The sequence below is a fragment of the Streptomyces sp. NBC_00076 genome, assembly GCF_045041235.1.
Lineage (GTDB): Bacteria > Actinomycetota > Actinomycetes > Streptomycetales > Streptomycetaceae > Streptomyces.
Map to the genome: position 1 here is coordinate 853,747 of NZ_CP108242.1, position 17,667 is coordinate 871,413.

A 17,667-nucleotide genomic window follows, 5' to 3' on the forward strand; every position below is an offset into this window, starting at 1 on the left:
GTCAGCGGGGTGTCGCCATTTTCACGCCTGCCGCGTCGGCAGCACGATCGCCTGGCGCAGGTTCACATGGCGAGCGCGGCTCGTCGTGTAGACGATCAGGTCGGCGATGTCGTCCGGGGAGCGCAACATGCCGCGCCAGGTGTTCCTCAACCCGCAGGCGCGCGAACTGTATCCGGACTGGCCCGCGGTGGCCGCGGAGAGACGGTCGCGTATCTGCGCCTGGACGCTGGGCACCACCCGCACGACAAGCAACTGGCCACGCTGGTGGGCGAACTGTCCCTGGGCAGCGAGGACTTCCGCCGCCTGTGGGCGGACCACCAGGTCAAGGAGAAGACGTACGGGGCGAAGCGCATGCTGCACCCCGTGGTGGGCAAACTCAGCATGCCGTACGAGACGTTGACCGTCACCGGGGAGCCGGATCAGATGCTGGTGGTCTACACACCGGAACCGGGTTCTCGGACGGAGGAACGCTTGAGGCTCCTGGCCAGCTGGGCAGCGACCCCACGATCAGTGGGCGCAACGTCCGGTGAGCGATCTCCGGACCGGTCTTGATCTTCTCCTTCGGTGAACGGTCCACGGCGTCGGCAGGAAGACCGCGCGCACGCGGGCGGGCGGTCGAGCTCCTTAGCAGGTCGGCGTTCCCGACGTACCGACGGACGACCGACGCCTATCCGACGGGGGTGGCCAGACGATCCACCTCCCGCGAAGCGTCCTGCGCCGCTTGCTCGGCCCGGGCCACGGCGTCAGCCTCCGCCCGGCACCGTTCCTCGGCTGCCTGCTGTTCTTGCTCCGCCTTCCGAAGCTCCTCGCGTGCCTGCCGCAGCTGCTCCTCGGCCGCGGACACCTGCTGGCGGGCCTGCTCGTGCCGGTCGCGTGCCTGCTCCATCGCCGCCTCAGCGTCCTCTTGGGCGGCGCGCTGCCTGCGAAGCCGCTGATCGGCCGCTTTGGCGGCCTTGCGGGCCTGGGCGAGCTGTTCTTGCCTCTGGCGGCGACGCTGGCCGAGTTCGTCCTTCGCCGGCGTCCGCGAAGACCGCGTCGCAGTCGGCGCTCGTGTCGACTGCGGCTGTGCGTCGGCTGGGGCGGCGGTGCTGGACGGAAAGTCCGCAGGCGGGGTGAGGGCGCTCTGCAGTCGGCCGGTGGCCCACCGATCCGCCGCGTCCTGATCGGCGAGCACGGCTTGCAGTGTGGATGCGACGTCCTGTTGCGCCGCGTCCGACAGCGGGTGACCAGCTTCGCGGGCCAGCGCGGCAGCCTGCCGGGACAGGGTTGAGACGATGCTCCGGCGCTGGTCGGACAGGTCTTTGATGCCGTCGGCATCCAGGGTTCGGTAGGCCTCGCGCAACGCCCGCCCGAGTTCCAGGAACCGCTGACTCGCCACCGGCTGCGAACGCAGCAGCACGTTCGCTGCCCAGGCCGCGAGCGTGGGGCGGCGAGCGGCATGGATCAGGCGGGCGTCCTCGATGCGCCCTTCCGCCTTGGCCTCGGCAGCCAGCTCCTCACGGCGGGAGACGAAGCCGGGAGGCGGCGTCGCGTAGAGCTCGTCCAGAAGCCCCTCTGTGTCATGCCCTCCGCTTTTGCGCACACCCTTACGCTGCATGACCAACAGATTCCAACGAGTGGGGCCATCGCGCACCTCGGGCGGCGCCCCCGGTACGGCAGGGCGGGGGCAGACCCAGGCGAGAACCGCTCGTACAGAAGACCGGTGGCAGCCCATGGACGCCGCCGCGCCCGGACCGTGCCCCATGACACGGATGGCAGTGGCGGCCTGTCGGTCAGTCGGGTGTCTCGGCCGAGTCGGCCGGTTCGGAGTCGTCGGCCGGCGCGGACCGGTCGATGTCCTGGTTGACCGCGGCCCAGCTGGCCAGCAGGTTCAGGGCGTCCTGCGAGGGTGAGTCGGGCTCGGCGGTGTAGGTGAGGAGGACCTGGCTGGGGTCGCCGCCCACCGGGAAGGTCTCGAACGGCAGGTCGAGGTCGCCGACTACCGGGTGGTGGAGGAGCTTCACGCCGGTGGTGTGCATGCGGACGTTGTGGGCGGCCCAGCGGTGACGGAACTCCTCGCTGCGGGTGGACAGTTCGCCGATCAGGTCGGTCAGCCGTCGGTCGTAGAGGTCGCGGCCGGCCTCGGCGCGCAGCATGGCGACCGCGTCACCTGAGACCTGGTTCCAGTCGCGGAAGAACTCGGTGGCGTGCGGGTCGAGGAAGATGAACCGTGCGTTGTTGGGCGGCCGCGCCGGGTCGGCGTAGACGGGGGAGAACAGGGCGCGTCCGAGGTGGTTGGCGGCCAGGATGTCTCCGCGTCCGTTGAGGATGAACGCGGGTGTGTCGGTCATGGAATCAAGGATGCGCTGCACGGCGGGCCGTACGCGCTGCTGGGCGGGCCGGCGGCGTGGTGGGCGGGTGGTGCCGGCGCCGCGCAGGAGGTCGTTGAGGTGGATGCGTTCGGCTTCGTCGAGCTGGAGTGCTTGTGCGATGCCGTCGATGACGCTTTGGGAGACGCCGGTGGCGTTGCCGCGTTCCAGCCGGGTGTAGTACTCGCTGGAGATACCCGCGAGCAGGGCCACCTCCTCGCGGCGCAGCCCGGTGACCCGTCGGCGGTCTCCGCCGTACGAGGGCAGTCCGGCCTGCTCGGGGGTGACCCTGGCCCGCCGTGTGCCCAGGAATTCCCGGATCTGAGTGCGGATATCGTCACGGATGTCATGGTTGGTGCCATGTGGGTCGTTTCTGCCTGCCATGCGTTTCACTCTACGAGCGCGTCCGCCGGCTTGGGGGTCCCTGCCAGTGACCCCCTCATCAGGGACTCCCACACTCCCGTGACAACCGGTTTTGTTGGTGGTGCACCGCCCACGGCGATGTGAACGGCCCGGACACGGCGGCGCTTGTGCCGCCGGTCTCCAGCCCTTTGCGGCGCCGTCGCCCCCCCCACACACACATCGCCACCGCGCACACCGGATGCCGGATCACGGCGTCCGAAAGGATCCCCATGAGCAAGGTCATTCTCGTCACCGGCGCCGGACGCGGTCTGGGCACGGACATCGCCCGCGAGGCCCTCGGCGCCGGCCACCAGGTCGTCGCCACGGGCCGACGGCCCGCAGAGGTCGAGAAAACCCTCGGCGGACCCCAGGACAACCTGCTGGTCGCCAAGCTCGACGTCACCAGCCTCGAGGACGCCGAGGCCGCCGCGCAGGCAGCCGTCGACCGCTTCGGCCGCATCGACGTCCTGATCAACAACGCCGGGAACCTCTTCACCGGCTACTTCGAGGAGATCTCGCCCGCGCAGATGCGCCGGCAGTTCGAGACGAACCTCTTCGGCCCGATGAACGTCACCCGCGCCGTCCTGCCGATCATGCGCAAGCAGCGCGCCGGCCACGTCATCACCGTCACCTCGACCGCCGGACTGGTCGGCATGGAGTTCACCTCCGCCTACGCCGCCTCCAAGTTCGCCGAGGAGGGCTGGATGGAGTCCCTGCACTACGACGTCGAGCCGTACAACATCCACACCACCGTCGTGGAGCCCGGCTACTTCCGCACCGAACTCCTCGTGGACGGCTCCACCATCTGGCCCGAGCTGTCCATCGACGACTACGCCCCGCGGATCGAGGGCATGAAGAGCATGAACGGCCGGCAGCCCGGCGACCCCGCCAAACTCGCCCGCGCCCTGCTCACCATCACCGGCCAGGACACGCCCCTGCAGCGTTTCGTCGCCGGCGCGGACGCCATCGAGGCCACCGAAGCCAAGGCGAAGGAACTCCTCGCCCAGGCCGAAGCCTCCCGCGAACTGGGCGACAACCTCGCCTACGACGACACCCACGCCTGAGCAACACGACCCGCACCCCGACCAAGACGAAGGACCGCTACCGGGTGCGTTTCCCGCAGCGTTGCACAGCCGACGCAGCCCGCGGACTTCCGCCGCCTGCAAGGCGCCCGCACCGGCCGCGTGCGGCCCCGCAGCACTCTCCGCCCACTGGTGGCGAATCGCGCAGGTCATGGCACGCACGGGCCATGACCACCGACCGGACCTGACGGCCGTCACGACAAGGAGTACCTGATGAAGCACGTATCACTGGGCGGGCTCGATGTCTCGCGCATCGGCCTGGGAGCCATGACCATGGCCGGCGTCTACACCACGGGCGGGGGACTCGACGACACCGAGTCCATCCGCACCATCCACCGGGCCCTGGACCTCGGGGTCACCCACATCGACACCGCCGAGATCTACGGCCCCTTCCACAGCGAGAACCTCGTCGGCAAGGCCGTCAAGGGCCGCCGCGACGACGTCGTCATCGCAACGAAGTTCGGCCTCGTCTCCCACGCCGGCCCCGGCCCCGGCGCCATCGACAGCAGCCCCGTCAACGTGAAGACCGCCGTCGAAGGCTCACTCAAGCGGCTCGGCACCGACCACATCGACCTGTACTACCAGCACCGCGTCGACCCCAACACGCCCATCGAGGAGACGGTCGGCGCGCTGGCCGACCTGGTCACCGAGGGCAAGGTGCGTCACATCGGACTCTCCGAAGCCGGCCCCGACACGATCCGCCGTGCCCACGCCGTGCATCCGGTGGCCGCGCTGCAGACCGAATACTCGCTGTGGAGCCGCGACGTCGAGGCCGAAATCCTCCCGCTGCTGCGCGAGTTGGGCATCGGGTTCGTGCCCTACTCCCCGCTCGGGCACGGCCTGCTGACCGGCCAGATCCGCACCGTCGACGACTTCACCGACGACGACTGGCGCAAGACCAACCCGCGCTTCACCGGCGACAACTTCCAGCGCAACCTGCGCATCGTCGACGAAGTCCAGGCCATCGGCGCCGAGATCGGAGCCACCCCCGCACAGACCGCACTGGCCTGGCTGCTGACCCGCGGCGACGACATCGCCCCCATCCCCGGAACCCGACGGGTCACCCGCGTCGAAGAGAACACCGCCGCCGACCGCGTCGAACTCAGCGCCGCGCAGCTCGACCGCCTCAACAACCTCACCCCGGCCGCCGGCGAACGCCACGACGAGGCGAACATGTCCAGCATCGACGGCTGACCGTGACAACGTCGGGCAGCCGGTGCGCCGCGAGGTCGGCGCACGCGAGCACCTCGCGCGGGCACGTCGGTGGGGCGACGCCGAGTTCGTATGGTGCGCGGTAGCCGCAGACCGCTTCCCGGAGCGTTCTGTGGAGTCGAAGCTGTCGAGTCACTCGATGTGCTTGTGCATTACGCCGAGGTAGAACCGATCGCGGTGCGGCACCTCGTGGTCGCCCCTTGGCAGGCTGAAAACCACGCAGACGTCAGCGGGCTCGGTGCGAATGCTCGACTGCCGACCGAAGGTGAGAACGCCGTTGATCTCATGTCCGCATCCCGCGGTGTCGAGGGCGGCGATCAGTTCCTCCCGGAGCACGGTCGCCGAGTACGACTCGGCCCCCGGGAGGACAAGGGACGGCAGCGTGACTGTCGAGCCTGGCGAGAGGCTTATACAGATCCCGCTGACCTGCCGCTGGGTGACGGAAAGCTCCAGCCCATCCCAGGAATACGGGTAGCCATCGAGGTCTGGGCCGAACATCCGGATGGCAGGATGCGGACGCCCGGGGCCTAGGAGGTCCTCGGCCCCGGCCAGGGGCATCCCGCAGTGGAGGGGCCCGATCTGGCCGGTCGAGGCGAACCCGACGAGCATGTCTACCAAGGTCACGCGGTGACTGTCGCATCTTCCGGGGCTGCTCCGCAGCTCGATATCAGGAGGGCGCGCATCCCCGTGCCTCCCTGTGGGCCTCGACAATCAGAAGCGGACCCGAGACCGATGCGAAGCCCTCGGCCTGGCCATCCTGCGCAGACCGCCCACGAAGACCTCTACGCCGTGAAGAAGTCGATGAGCGCGCGGGCGATCTGGCTGGGCGCGTTCTCTGTAGGGATGTGCCCCGCGTCCGGGATACGTAGGAGTGTGGTGTGGGGGATCTCCGAGGCGAACCGCTCGGCGTACTCCACCGTCTCGAAGGCGTCGTCCTCGCCCCAGATCAGCAACTTGGGCGTCGTGGACCGCTGTAGCGCGGGAAGGAGATCAAGGGTGTAACGGCTGTCGGCCGCACCCGCCATGGCCATCCAGGAGCGGCGAACCCGCGAAGCGGTCCACGGATCCAGATAGTCCGCGATCCTCCGCTCGGTGGCGGCACCGGCCAGCGCCGCCGTCACCGCCTGCCGGCGGGCGGCGAGAACGTCGTCGGCGGTGGTCCCCGCGTCGACCCCCGGACCCCGGAACCGGGCCACGTGGGGTGCCGGCCATGAGTCGTAGGTGACCGAGTTGACCAACGCGAGCCGGGACACCTCCAGCCGATCGTGGACGAGGAGATGCTGGGCGACGGCGCCACCGATGTCATGGCCCGCCACGGCGATCGGCCCGGAGATCTGCAACTCGGAGACGAATCGCGCCACCCAGTCCGCAAGGACCGGGACCGTGGCCGTTTCCAGGGTGAGTTCGCCTTCCGAGCGCCCCAGTCCGGGAAGATCGACCGCCAGGGGCCTGAGCCCCGCCTCAGCGAGTCGGCCCAGCACCGGGAGCCAGACCCGGCTCCAGTACGTTCCGTGCAGCAGCAACACGGCCGGGCCGTCCTGCTCCACGGTCAGGTAGCTGGCCTTTTCGCCGTCGACCTGGACCGCGGTCCTCAACACTCCCGTTTCGGTGGTTTCACTCATGGGACCACTGTGACGCGGGCCGGCCTCCCGGCCGAGAGTCCAGAAAGACACCCATGGGTACATTCCTGCCATGAACCTCCATCGGGTGGTGGCCCTGCTCCACCCGCCCCAGTCACCGTTCGAACTCGCCTGTGCCGCCGAGGTCTTCGGCCCAGTTCCGCAGGACGTGCCGGCCCGCTACAGCTTCCGGATCTGCGCCGAACACCCCGGCCTCCTGCAGACCACCGTCGGCTACCCGATGCTGGTCGACGCGGGGCTGGCGGCCCTGCGGGAGGCGGACACCGTGGTCGTCCCCGGCTGGCAGCCGCCCGGCACCCCCGTGCCGTCGAAGGTCACCGAGGCGCTGCGGGCCGCCCACCGGCGCGGGGCGAGGATCGTCGCCATCTGCACGGGGGCCTTCGTCCTCGCTCGGGCCGGACTGCTGGACGGCCGGCGCGCCACCACCCACTGGCGCAGCACCGCCCAACTCGCCGCCGCCTTCCCCGAAGTACAGGTAGACCGGGACGTGCTGTATGTGGACCACGGCGACGTGGCGACCAGCGCCGGAACCGGCGCGGGCATCGACCTGTGCCTGCACCTCGTACGTTCCGACCACGGTGCGGCCTACGCCGCCCAGATCGCCCGGAACATGGTCCTGCCGCCGCACCGGGAGGGCAGCCAACTCCAGTACGCCTCCCAGCCCGCACCGGCCAGGGCGGACGAGTCATTGGCGCCACTCCTGGAGTGGGCCGCCTCCCGGCTCGACACCCGACTGACCCTCGCTCGCCTCGCCGAACGCGCCGGGCTGTCCAGCCGGACCCTAGCCCGGCGGTTCACCGAACAGCTCGGCACCAGCCCGGGGCAGTGGCTGCTCGGCCGGCGCCTCGACGCGGCACGGGTACTGCTGGAGCAGACCGACCTGTCGGTCGAAGCCATCGCCACCCGGGTCGGACTCGCCTCGGCGGTCAACCTGCGCCGCCGTTTCCGGGCGCATCTCGGCACCACACCGGGCGCCTACCGACGAACCTTCAGCGAAACCTGACGGCGGAGCCGGGCGCCACATGACTGTGGGGTTGGTCTGCGCCGGGACCACTGGAGTGGGTGTGGGAATGTCACTTCCCAAGTGACATCCTCCTGGGCGTTCGTCAGGACTGTGTGCGCCGGTGCTGTTCGGTCCACGTGTCCGGATGCCCGGTCGGCTGCGGCACGGTCATGTCGAGCAGGAGCATGGCGTCGTGGTCGGGGGTGCCGGGTTCGGCGGTGTAGACGCTGAGGCGTTGGCCGGGGGTCTCTTCGAGATGCATGCTCTGGCTGCTGAGGGTGAGGATCCCGACCTGGGGATGGTGGAAGGTCTTCTGCGTTTTCTTGCGGCCGACAACGTCGTAGCGTTCCCACAGCTTGGCGAAGTCGGGGCTCTTGAGCAGGAGTTCACCCACCAGACTGGTGAGGTCGGGTGCGTCCGGGTCGGTGCCGGCGACGGCGCGGAGCCGGGCGACACAGCCGCGGACCTGGTACTCCCAGTCGGGGAAGACAGTGCGGGCGGTGGGGTGGAGGAACAGGTAGCGGGCGAGGTTGCGCTGGGTGGTGGGCCAGTCGGCGAGGCCCGCGTACAGGGCGAGGCCGCCGGGGTTCCAGGCGAGCAGGTCCATGCTGCGGCTGATGACGTAGGCCGGGTTGGGCCGCATCGTCTCCAGGATCAGCTTCAGGTGCGGGCGCACGGTGCGGCTCGGCGGCGGCGGGGGTTCGGGGGCGTACCGCGCGGCCCGGGCGGCGAGTTCGCGCAGGTGCTGGTGCTCGGCTTCGTCCAGGTGGAGGGCGCGGGCGAGCGCGTCCAGCACGGAGGGGCTGGGGCGGGTCTCCTTGCCGCGCTCCAGGCGGACGTAGTAGTCGATGCTGATGCCGGCGAGCGTGGCCAGCTCCTCGCGGCGCAGACCGGGGGTGCGGCGCAGGCCGGTGCCCACGGTGAGGCCGACCTGGTCGGGGCTGGTCTGGGTGCGGCGCGCGTGCAGGAACCGGCCCAGTTCCATGTCGGCGCTCCTCCTGCTGCTCTGCTCGGATGCCATCTCACCAGTGTCACACCGCGCTGACCTGGGCGGCGGGCGGGTGGTGGGCCCTGTCACACCCCTGAACATCGCTCCCCCCCGCTCGACCGGGTGGGCTCAGCACCACTGTCGAAGCGCTTCGATCAGATCGGCAACATAACGGCGAGCAAGGACGAATACAAGAGTCCGAGCGGGAGAGTTTTATGCTCTTAAGCCACTTTAAAAGCCTTCTCTTCAGGGCCCATTGACACATCGCCAATCATCGTGCGACCTTTCGAAGCGCTTCAACAGATTCCGGTCACCGAGGGGTTGCCCGCTGTGCGTACCGCATCCGTGCCTGCCGGCCTGCCCTCCGAGCCCCATGCCGACCCGCTCCCGTTCCGCGCCCCGGCCGCCCGCTCGCCGGTTGGCCCCGCGGGGACGATTCCTCGTGGCGCACTTCCCCCGACCCCACTCCTCAGGACGGACATGGCCTTCTTCGACAACCCCGTCATACCCGGCTTCAGCCCCGACCCGAGCATCTGCCGGGCCGGCGACGACTACTACCTGGCCACGTCCAGCTTCGAGTACGTACCCGGCGTGCCGATCTGGCACAGCCGCGACCTGGTGCACTGGCGGCTGATCACAAACGCCCTGGACCGACCCTCGCAGCTCGCGCTGCCCGACACGGCCCCCTCCTCCACAGGGGTGTACGCACCCACCCTGCGCCACCACGGCGGCCGGTTCTGGCTGATCACGACCGTGGTCGCCGGGGCGGGCAACGTCCTGGTGACCGCCGAGGACCCCGCTGGACCGTGGTCGGACCCGGTGCCCGTCGGCGTACCGGGCATCGACCCCGACCTTGCCTGGGAGGAGGACGGAACCTGTTGGTGCGTGTTCTCGTCGGACGGCATCCGCGGGGTCCGCATCGACCCGAAGTCCGGCGAACTGCTCGGCGAGCCGGTGCCGATGTGGTCGGGCAGCGGACTGCAGTATCCCGAAGGGCCGCACCTGTACCGGATCGGCGACTGGTGGTACCTGCTGCTGTCGGAGGGCGGCACCGAACGCGGCCATGCGCTGTCGGTGGCCCGGGCCCGTACGCTGCCGGGGCCGTTCGAACCGCACCCGGACAACCCCGTGCTGTCCCACCGCAGTACCGACCATCCGGTGCAGAACACCGGCCACGGCGATCTGGTGCAGGCGGGCGACGGCACCTGGTGGATGGTGCTGTTGGGCACGAGGCCGCGCGGCGACACCCCGATGTACCACGGCATGGGCCGGGAGACATTCCTGGCGCCGGTGCGGTGGGAGGACGAATGGCCGCTGCCCGGGCCTCTGAACCTGCGCGCGCAGGCCCCCGCGCTGCCACCGCACCCCTGGCCACAGGAGCCGGACCTGGACGACTTCGACTCCCCCGCGCTCGCCCCGAGTTGGGTGTCGCCGCGACGGCACGACCAGGAGGCCGTACGTCTCGACGAGCGACCGGGTCACCTGGTGCTGCACGCCCGCGCCGACAGCCTCGACACGCCCGGCGCGCTCCTCGTCGGACGACGACAGCGCCACGCCGACTGCACCGCACGCACCCTCGTCGAGGTCACCGAAGACGGCCGGGGCGGACTCGCCGTACGGCTGGACGAGGCGCACCACTACGCGGTGGAGGTGGGTGACGGCACCGTCCGGGCGGTGGCCAGGATCGGCCCACTGCGTCACACCGTCGCCGAACGGGCCGTACCCGCCGGTCCTTTGAGGCTCCGGATCGACGTCACGACCTCCGACGTGCTGCCACCCACGGTCACGTCCCGCGTCCCGGGGGCCGCTCCCCCGCCCGGCCTCCGCGTCGGCGGTCCCGACACCCTCCGTCTGGGCTACGAGACGGACGGCGGTGACTTCGAGATCCTCGCCGAACTCGACGGCCGCTACCTCACCACAGAGGTCGCCGGCGGATTCACCGGCCGGGTCTTCGGCATGTACGTCACGCGGGGCAGCGCGGCCTTCGACTGGTTCGAGCTGCGGCCCGCCTGACAGGCACGTTCCCACCACGGCCGTACTCACCTGACGGTGCGGCCGGGGTGCGGCTTGTGGACCGGATGGCGCACGGGCCCCTCCAGGACGGGTGACGTGCCGGGCAACCGCCTTCTTGGCGTACACCGGCGACGCCGTCAAACTGACCCCTGAGTTCTTCAACGCGCTCAAGGACGGCTCGCGGGTCACCCTCACCTTCCACTTCTGGAGCGGCGCCACGGTGACGTACCACGTCACCAAGTCCGGAACTCGGTGACCGGCACGGCCGCCTGACCACATCTCATGGCCCACTGGGCCGGCCGGGGTCCTGCTCTCGGATCCCGGCCGGCCTCAGTCGGCCTCGGCGGGCCTCGGTCAGCGAAGCGTGGCGGTGATGCGGTACCGGCCGGACGTCAGCCGGCAGGCGTACATGCCGTCGTTGTATTCGATGAAGCGCACGCCCTCCGCTCGTGCCAACGGGGTTCGTCCTTCGCGGACGGAGTCGGCCGAAACCGCCGGAAGTCGCAGTACCGCCTCGCTGTTCGCGGGCACCACCACGTCGTACACCAGGTCCCTCCCTCTGCCCTCCAGCTTCCACTCGCTCCTGATCTCGCCGTACGGGGACTCGTACGTGCCCGACACCCGCGTGATCCTGCCGGTCGGGTCGATGTGGGGTTGGAGCAGGAAGTGCTTGAAGCCGGGGCTGTCCGGGTCACGGGCGATGCCGGCCATGTAGGCGTACATCCACTCCATGATCGCGCCGTAGGCATAGTGGTTGAAGGAGTTCATGCTGACCGGGCCGAACCCGTCGTCCTTGGAGTAGGAGTTCCAGCGCTCCCAGACGGTGGTGGCACCGTTCTTCACGGAGAAGAGCCAGGACGGCAACGCGTCCTGGTGCAGCAGCTCGTAGGCCAGGTCCGCGCGGCCCTCGTCCGTGAGAACGGGGGCCAGGACGTTGACGCCGAGGAAGCCGACGGACAGCGTGTTCTCGGCGTACCTGACCCGGCTGCTCTTCGGATGCGCCGCCTTGTAGGCCGCGTCGTTGCCGATGTTGTCGGCGAGATGCCCGACGAGCGCACGGCGCTGCGCCTCCGTCTCGTAGAAGCCGAGCTTGAGGACCCACAGCAGCGCTGTCTGGCTGTTGTCCTCCGTCTTCTGGTCGGGGTCGGCGCCCGGTTCGATCGGAGAGGCCTCGCCCAGGCTGGACTTGACGGTGACCGTGCCGCCTTCCGTGCTGAGGTACTTGGTGATGAACGCCTGCCTGATGCGTCCGAAGAGCCGCTCGTACGCCTCTCCCTGAGCCGCCTTGCCGATCGCGCGGGCCAGCTGCGCCATCAGCTGTGCGACGTAGCCGAAGTAGACGTCGCTCATCATCTGGGCGCTGGTCTTCTGAGGCGCCAGCCAGTCACCGGTGAGGGAGCCCTGTCCGGCGTAGGTGTCGCCGGTCTGCTCCCGGATCCAATCCAGGTAGCGGGTCATCGCGGGCCAGTTCTCCTCGACGATGGTCGCGTCACCGGTCATCTGCCACACGGTCCACGGCACGATGACTCCGGCGTCCGCCCAACCGCTGCCGCCGCCCGGGAAGTTGAACCGTCCGGTGGGGGCGACCCCGGTGAACTGTGCCTTGTCCGCACCGTAGATGCCCTGGGAGTCGACCACGGTGTCCTGGAAGTGGCTGAGGAAGACACCCGCGTCCACGTTGTACAGGCCGGTCGTGGAGAAGACCTGCGTGTCACCGGTCCAGCCGAGGCGTTCGTCGCGCTGCGGGCAGTCGGTGGGCACCCAGAGGTAGTTGCCGCGCTGGCCCCACCGTATGTTGCTCGACAGCTGGTTGATGTCGGGATCGTCGGTGGTGACGGTGCCGATCTCGCGGATCGCGGACGTGGCGACCTTGCCGGTCAGGCCGGTGATCGTGACGGTGTCCGTGGCGGTGACGGAGACGTGGCGGAAGCCGTAGAAGGTCAGGGAGTCCTGGTGGGTCTCGCCGTTCCGGTCGCCCTTCAGGACGTACGTGCTGGTGGCCTTGGCGCTGCGGAGGTTGGCCCGGTAGAGGGAACCCTCGGGGCCGTCCGCGCCCGCGCTGTCGTCGTTGAGCATCTCGCCGAACCTGAACTCGACCTTGGCTCCGGCCGGGCCACGCAGGCTGTAACGGGCCACACCGACCATGTTCTGACCGAGGTCGAAGACGGCGGTCTCGCCCTTGCCGATCGTGACCGGGGCGGAGGCCGCCTGCGCGGGGTCCGACACCGTGCGGGCCGGGTCCACGACGATGCGCCCCCGGCCGCCCGAACTGCCGTCCTGTCCGGTCACCCCGGTGGCGACGGTGATCGACCGCGGTCGGCGGTCCCACTTCGGGATCAGGCGCGCGGTCTCACCCGGGTAGGCGACGAGTCGGGCGTCGGGGAACGTGTCGTCGAAGGCGACTCGTTCCACGTCCGACCACGCGGAGTCGTCGAATCCGTGGGCCGTCCAGCCCGGCAACTCCATCCGGGCGTCGTAGGTCTGGCCGTCGTAGATGTCGTCGGCACGGTAGGGGCCGGTGTCCGTGGCCTTCCAGCCGTGGTCCGGTCCACTGACGACCGTCTGCGACGTCCCGTCGGCGTACCGGATCAGCAGCTTGGCCTTGACGGCCAGCGCGTTGCCGTCCTTCGAGTAGTACGTACTGCCGTCGGAGATGCGGCCGTTGTACCAGCCGTTACCGAGGACGAACGCGAGGGTGACGTGCGACGTTCGCGTCACGAGGTCGGTGACGTCGTAGGTCATGTAGTTGACGCGCGCGTCGTAGTTCGTCGAGCCCGGGGGCAGCAGTTCGGTCGTGGTGCCGCCGTCCTGCGGCACGGTCACATGGCGTCCGTTGACGTGGGCCTCGTACACGCCCAGGGCGGAGACGTACAGCCGCGCCTCACGGACCGGCGGGCGGTTCCTTGCGGGGCCCGCGCCGCTGAGGGCTTCCTCCGTCCGCAGCATCGGCGCGCCGGCCGAGTTGGGGGTCTTGCCCTTCATCCCGATCCAGTGGGCACCGTCCCATCCGGCCACGCCGTCGGTGCTCATCAGGCCGGTCTCGAAGAAGGCGGGGGACGCGGTGCCGACCGGACGGCCTTCGGCATCCCACACGGTGACGGTCCAGTGGTAGCGGGTCGAGGCGTGCAGCGGCTTGCCTACGTAGCGGACGGCCACGGAATCGGAGGAGCGGACGCGGCCGCTCTTCCAGACGTCCGCGCGGGCGGCGGTCAGTTTGTCCGGTGAGCTCGCCACCAGGATCTGGTACGCACCTTGGCTCCGGCCGCGGACCGACGACCGCATGCGCCAGCCGAACCGCGGGCGGGCGGCGTCCACGCCCAGGGGATCCGTGCGGTGTTCCACGGTCAGACCGAACACGTCGGCCCGCTCCGTACCGCGGGAGGGTGCCGCGTACACGGTGCCTTGGCCGCCCAGGGCGCCCGCCGCTACGGGCACCGCGACCGCCGACGCGGCGAGCACGCTCCGTCGGCGGACTCCCCTGCCGTCTCGGCGGGAGCTGTCGCCGTTCGCGGCCTCACGGTCGGGGCCGTCCCCGTCGTGTTGTGCATGGCTCACACCTACATCCCTTCGGTATTCACACGTGTCCCACTGCGGTCAGGAGCCGGCCTCGTAGTCGGCGTCCATGTCGTCGAGGAGCTTTTCGGGCCTGGACTGTCCGCTGAAGATCTCCTGGAGGCCGCTGAGCATGGTCTGCTGGACCTTGGCGTTGGGCCAGAGCTGGTCCATGAACGGCACCGTGCGGTCAGCCTCGACGAACTGCGAGAGTGCGGTCAGCGAGGGGTCGACCGCGTAGCCCGTGTCGGGCAGGGAGGGCAGGCCGCCCTGCTTCTCGACGAACAGGTTCATGCCCTCGGGCGACATCACGAAGGTCACGAACTTCAGGGCGAGTCTTTCGTTCTTGGCCTTGGCGTTGACGCCGTAACCGGCGCCCGCCGCGGCCGGTATGAGGGTCTCGGACGGGTCGTCGGTGGCCGGAAGGGCCCGGAGCGTGAACGTGCCCTTCGGGTTCTTCTGCTTGAGGAGGGCGATCACCCAGTTGCCCTGGATGATGCCGAGCGTTCTGCCGGTGGCGGCGAGGCCTTGGCCGGCTTCGTAGGTGGTGCCCAGCGGGTTCTTCTGGAAGCAGCCGGTCCTCTCCATCGTCAGGTACTTGTCCAGGGCGGTGGTCCACGGCGACTGTGCGAAGGTGGCCCGGCCCGCCTGCATCCGCTGGTCGAAGTCCCGGTCGTCGCCGTAGACGGTCGTGGCGACCAGCGCGTACAGGACGAGTTGGGTCACCCAGTTGTCCTGGTTGCCCAGCGCGAAGGCGGGGGTTCCCTCGGCCTTCGCCGCCCGGCAGAAGGCCAGCAGCTTCGTCCAGGTGTCCGGCGGGGTGAGCCCGGCCTTCGTCATGGCCTGCTGGTTGTAGACCGCGCCGATGCCGTTCTGCCCGAAGATCGCGTTGTAGGTCTTCCCGTCGTACTGGGCGACGCTCTTGATCGCGTCGGGCATTCTGGCGGCCCAGGGCTGGTCCGAGAGGTCCCGCAGGTAACCCGGTTCGGCCAGGACGTGGGTGGCGCCCGGGTTGCCGTTGCCGGGCCAGACCGACATCACGTCGGGGGCGGTCCCGGAGGACAGCTGGGTGCGGATCTGCTGCTGGTACTGGTCGGCGCCGCTGGTGGTGTAGCGGACCTTGACGCCCGGGTTGGCCTTCTCGAACGCCTTGACGACGTCCTCGACCGAGCCCTGGTCGACCGAGGCGAGCGTCAGAGTCCGGGAACCGCCGTCCGAACCGGCCTTGGTGCCGCCGCTGCACGCGGCAAGTACGGCTCCGGCCGTCAACGCGGCGATCAGGACCGGCAGTGTGCGTGTCTTCATGAAGTCCCCCTCGGGGAAGAGCCACCGGGCATCGGCGACGGGTGGGCGTCGGGTGTCATCCACGCAGCCCTCCCGCGAAGCCGTTGATGATGCTGCGCTGCAACAGGAAGTAGACGAGCAGGACGGGCAGGATGCTGATCACCAGTGCGGCGAAGATGAGGTTCCAGTCGGTGACGTACTGGCCGACGAAGCCCGCGATCGCGACCGGCATGGTCTGCTGGGCGCTGCCACTGAGGTACAGCAGCGGGGTGAAGAAGTCGTTCCAGACCGCGACCGTGTTGAGCACGAGGGCCGTGACCGTGACCGGTTTGAGCATCGGCAGGACGACGTGACGGAAGCCCTGCAGCGGTGTGCAGCCGTCGATCAGGGCCGCGTCCTCGAAGTCGCGGGGCAGGGCGCGCAGAAAGCCGACGTAGAGGAAGACGGTGAACGGCACCTGCAGGCCTGAGTAGAAGAGGACCAGTGCCCACGGGGTGCCGAGTAGGCCGAGGTCGCGCATGGTCTGGTAGAGCGGCAGCGAGGCGAGCTGGAAGGGCAGGACGAGGCCCAGGAGGAAGAACAGATACGTGCGCCGGGACCAGCGGGACGCCACGCGGGCGAGCGGGTACGCCGCGAGCGACGAGACGGCCAGCACGATGAGGACGCTGCACGCCGTCACCAGCAGGCTGTTGCCCAACGCCCCGCCCAGCGCGCCCTGTTGCCACGCCTGCGAGAAGTTGTCCAGGGTGGGCGCGGTGGTCGGACTGATCGGCGACGACGTGTCCGACGCCGGTCGCACGGCCAGGTTGACGAGGACGTACACCGGGAAGCCGACGATCAGGGCGGTGGCGGTCATCGCCAGCTCCAGTGCGAACGTGCGGCGGCGGTAGCGGTTCACGACGCGGCCCTCTCGCTGCGGGCGAGCGCGGCGTACTGTCCGGTCGAGACGACCGCCACGATGATCGTGAGGACGACCGCGAGCGCGATGCTGTAGCCGAACTCACCGAGCGTGAAGGCGTCCTTGTAGATGAGCGTCGAGAGGGTGTCGGTGGCGTGTCCCGGCCCGCCGCCCGTCAGCGCGTACACCTGGTCGAAGAGTTTGATGCCGCCGATGATCGACAGCATCAGGTTGACGGTGAGGGCCGGAGCCAGCAGCGGGCGGGTGACCGACCAGAAACGCCGTACCGGGCCCGCTCCGTCCATGGCCGCCGCCTCATGCACCTCCTGGGGCACCGACTGGAGCCCGGCCAGGAAGATGACCATCGAGTAGCCGGCGAACTGCCAGACGACCACCCCCACCACCGCCCACAGGGCCACCCGTGGACTGCCGAGCCAGTCCTGCCGCAGGCCGTCCAGGCCTACCTCGCCCAGCAGGCTGTTGACCGCGCCGTCGGGTCCGAGCAGGTTGCGCCAGAGGTAGGCGGTGACGATCGGAGTGATCACCGCCGGTGCGAAGAAGAAGACCCTGAGCAGGTTCCGGGACCTGATGGCCGAGTTGACCCCGAGGGCCAGCAACAGGCCCAGCGCGTTCTGGATCACGGTGATCGACACGGCGATCAGCAGCGTGTGCCAGATCGCCCGCACCGCGTCGGGGTCGCGAAACACCTCGGCGAAGTTGTCCAGGCCCACGAAGGAGAAGCTGGGATGCAGGCCGTCCCAGTCCGTGAAGGCGTAGTAGACACCGCGAGCGCTCGGCACCAGCACGACGAAGGCGAACAGGACCAGTGCGGGAAGCGCGAACCACCAGGGCGGGGCCGTACGCGCCCGTCGGACTCGTGGCGGGGGCTTGGCGTCCGGCGGCCGGTCGTGATCCGGGAGTTGCTCGTTCGGAGCGAGAGTCACCGGCGGACCTCCTGTACTGAAACGTTTCAACGACGGTGCTGTGTCAGGGCTCCGATCAGCGTGAGCGTGGGGCGTCTGTCCGGCCTCCACGTCCGAGGAGGGGTGTGGTCCGATGGCGGGTCGGGTGGTTCGGGGGGCGATGGGTAACGTTACCCAAAGGGGGTGTGGCCAGACCCTAGGGAGCGACTCGCGTGACGTCAAGATGCCGCGCACGCTGCGCGGTTGTCACGACGGCGATCCCGCGCCACCCCTGATCGACCGCGCCTGGGGCCACGGAATCCGTCCGTACACTCGGCGACAG

Annotated in this window: 14 protein-coding genes and 2 pseudogenes; 6 read left to right on the forward strand and 10 right to left on the reverse strand. The window is 69.5% G+C overall.

The window, feature by feature from the left end:
• Positions 1-21: 21 nt before the first annotated feature.
• A pseudogene (locus tag OHA64_RS04095) lies at positions 22-120 on the reverse strand (short-chain dehydrogenase); the annotation flags it as partial.
• On the opposite strand from OHA64_RS04095, the pseudogene OHA64_RS04100 reads away from it, so the two are divergent.
• Positions 116-552: pseudogene (locus OHA64_RS04100) on the forward strand (transcriptional regulator); the annotation flags it as partial. The pseudogenes OHA64_RS04095 and OHA64_RS04100 overlap by 5 nt on opposite strands.
• Before the next feature lie 115 nt (positions 553-667).
• Here OHA64_RS04100 and OHA64_RS04105 read toward each other — a convergent pair.
• Both OHA64_RS04105 and OHA64_RS04110 read right to left on the reverse strand, forming a co-directional pair.
• Positions 668-1,597, reverse strand: a complete 930-nt coding sequence (locus tag OHA64_RS04105; protein ID WP_405607915.1) for a hypothetical protein — start codon at positions 1,595-1,597, stop codon at positions 668-670.
• A gap of 175 nt (positions 1,598-1,772) precedes the next feature.
• Positions 1,773-2,732, reverse strand: a complete 960-nt coding sequence (locus OHA64_RS04110; RefSeq protein ID WP_405607918.1) for a helix-turn-helix domain-containing protein — start codon at positions 2,730-2,732, stop codon at positions 1,773-1,775.
• Positions 2,733-2,980: 248 nt separating this feature from the next.
• Here OHA64_RS04110 and OHA64_RS04115 point away from each other — a divergent pair, with 248 nt between their 5' ends.
• Positions 2,981-3,814: an SDR family oxidoreductase gene (locus OHA64_RS04115; protein WP_405607921.1), complete on the forward strand. Its 834-nt coding sequence runs from the start codon at positions 2,981-2,983 to the stop codon at positions 3,812-3,814.
• A 231-nt stretch (positions 3,815-4,045) separates the two neighbouring features.
• Positions 4,046-5,026: an aldo/keto reductase gene (locus OHA64_RS04120; protein ID WP_405607924.1), complete on the forward strand. Its 981-nt coding sequence runs from the start codon at positions 4,046-4,048 to the stop codon at positions 5,024-5,026.
• A gap of 150 nt (positions 5,027-5,176) precedes the next feature.
• On the opposite strand, the gene OHA64_RS04125 is transcribed toward OHA64_RS04120, so the two are convergent.
• The gene (locus tag OHA64_RS04125) at positions 5,177-5,668 is read right to left on the reverse strand and encodes a hypothetical protein (RefSeq protein ID WP_405607927.1); all 492 of its coding nucleotides are present in this window, start codon (positions 5,666-5,668) and stop codon (positions 5,177-5,179) included.
• A gap of 158 nt (positions 5,669-5,826) precedes the next feature.
• Positions 5,827-6,666, reverse strand: a complete 840-nt coding sequence (locus tag OHA64_RS04130; RefSeq protein ID WP_405607930.1) for an alpha/beta fold hydrolase — start codon at positions 6,664-6,666, stop codon at positions 5,827-5,829.
• A gap of 70 nt (positions 6,667-6,736) precedes the next feature.
• Between OHA64_RS04130 and OHA64_RS04135 the strand changes: the two genes are divergently transcribed.
• Positions 6,737-7,687: a GlxA family transcriptional regulator gene (locus OHA64_RS04135; RefSeq protein WP_405607933.1), complete on the forward strand. Its 951-nt coding sequence runs from the start codon at positions 6,737-6,739 to the stop codon at positions 7,685-7,687.
• A gap of 103 nt (positions 7,688-7,790) precedes the next feature.
• Here the strand turns inward: OHA64_RS04135 and OHA64_RS04140 are convergent, their stop codons facing one another.
• Positions 7,791-8,708, reverse strand: a complete 918-nt coding sequence (locus OHA64_RS04140; protein WP_405607936.1) for a helix-turn-helix transcriptional regulator — start codon at positions 8,706-8,708, stop codon at positions 7,791-7,793.
• Positions 8,709-9,155: 447 nt separating this feature from the next.
• Between OHA64_RS04140 and OHA64_RS04145 the strand changes: the two genes are divergently transcribed.
• Positions 9,156-10,688 (forward strand): glycoside hydrolase family 43 protein, encoded by a 1,533-nt coding sequence (locus tag OHA64_RS04145; protein ID WP_405607939.1) that lies wholly within the window; start codon positions 9,156-9,158, stop codon positions 10,686-10,688.
• A 91-nt stretch (positions 10,689-10,779) separates the two neighbouring features.
• The gene (locus tag OHA64_RS04150; protein ID WP_405607942.1) at positions 10,780-10,944 is read left to right on the forward strand and encodes a hypothetical protein; all 165 of its coding nucleotides are present in this window, start codon (positions 10,780-10,782) and stop codon (positions 10,942-10,944) included.
• 98 nt (positions 10,945-11,042) lie between these two features.
• On the opposite strand, the gene OHA64_RS04155 is transcribed toward OHA64_RS04150, so the two are convergent.
• From OHA64_RS04155 to OHA64_RS04170, 4 genes are read right to left on the reverse strand one after another with little or no spacing between them, the layout of a single operon-like run.
• Positions 11,043-14,243 carry a family 78 glycoside hydrolase catalytic domain gene (locus OHA64_RS04155; protein ID WP_405607945.1) on the reverse strand — a complete coding sequence of 1,067 codons (3,201 nt, stop codon included), beginning with the start codon at positions 14,241-14,243 and terminating at the stop codon, positions 11,043-11,045.
• Positions 14,244-14,282: 39 nt separating this feature from the next.
• Complete coding sequence (locus OHA64_RS04160; RefSeq protein ID WP_405607948.1) at positions 14,283-15,545, reverse strand: ABC transporter substrate-binding protein; 1,263 nt, start codon at positions 15,543-15,545, stop codon at positions 14,283-14,285.
• Between the two features lie 55 nt (positions 15,546-15,600).
• Positions 15,601-16,422 carry a carbohydrate ABC transporter permease gene (locus OHA64_RS04165; protein WP_405607951.1) on the reverse strand — a complete coding sequence of 274 codons (822 nt, stop codon included), beginning with the start codon at positions 16,420-16,422 and terminating at the stop codon, positions 15,601-15,603.
• A complete protein-coding gene (locus OHA64_RS04170; RefSeq protein ID WP_405607954.1) occupies positions 16,419-17,366 on the reverse strand; it encodes a carbohydrate ABC transporter permease in 948 nt (315 codons plus the stop codon). The genes OHA64_RS04165 and OHA64_RS04170 overlap by 4 nt, the downstream gene beginning before the upstream one ends.
• Between the last annotated feature and the right edge of the window lie 301 nt (positions 17,367-17,667).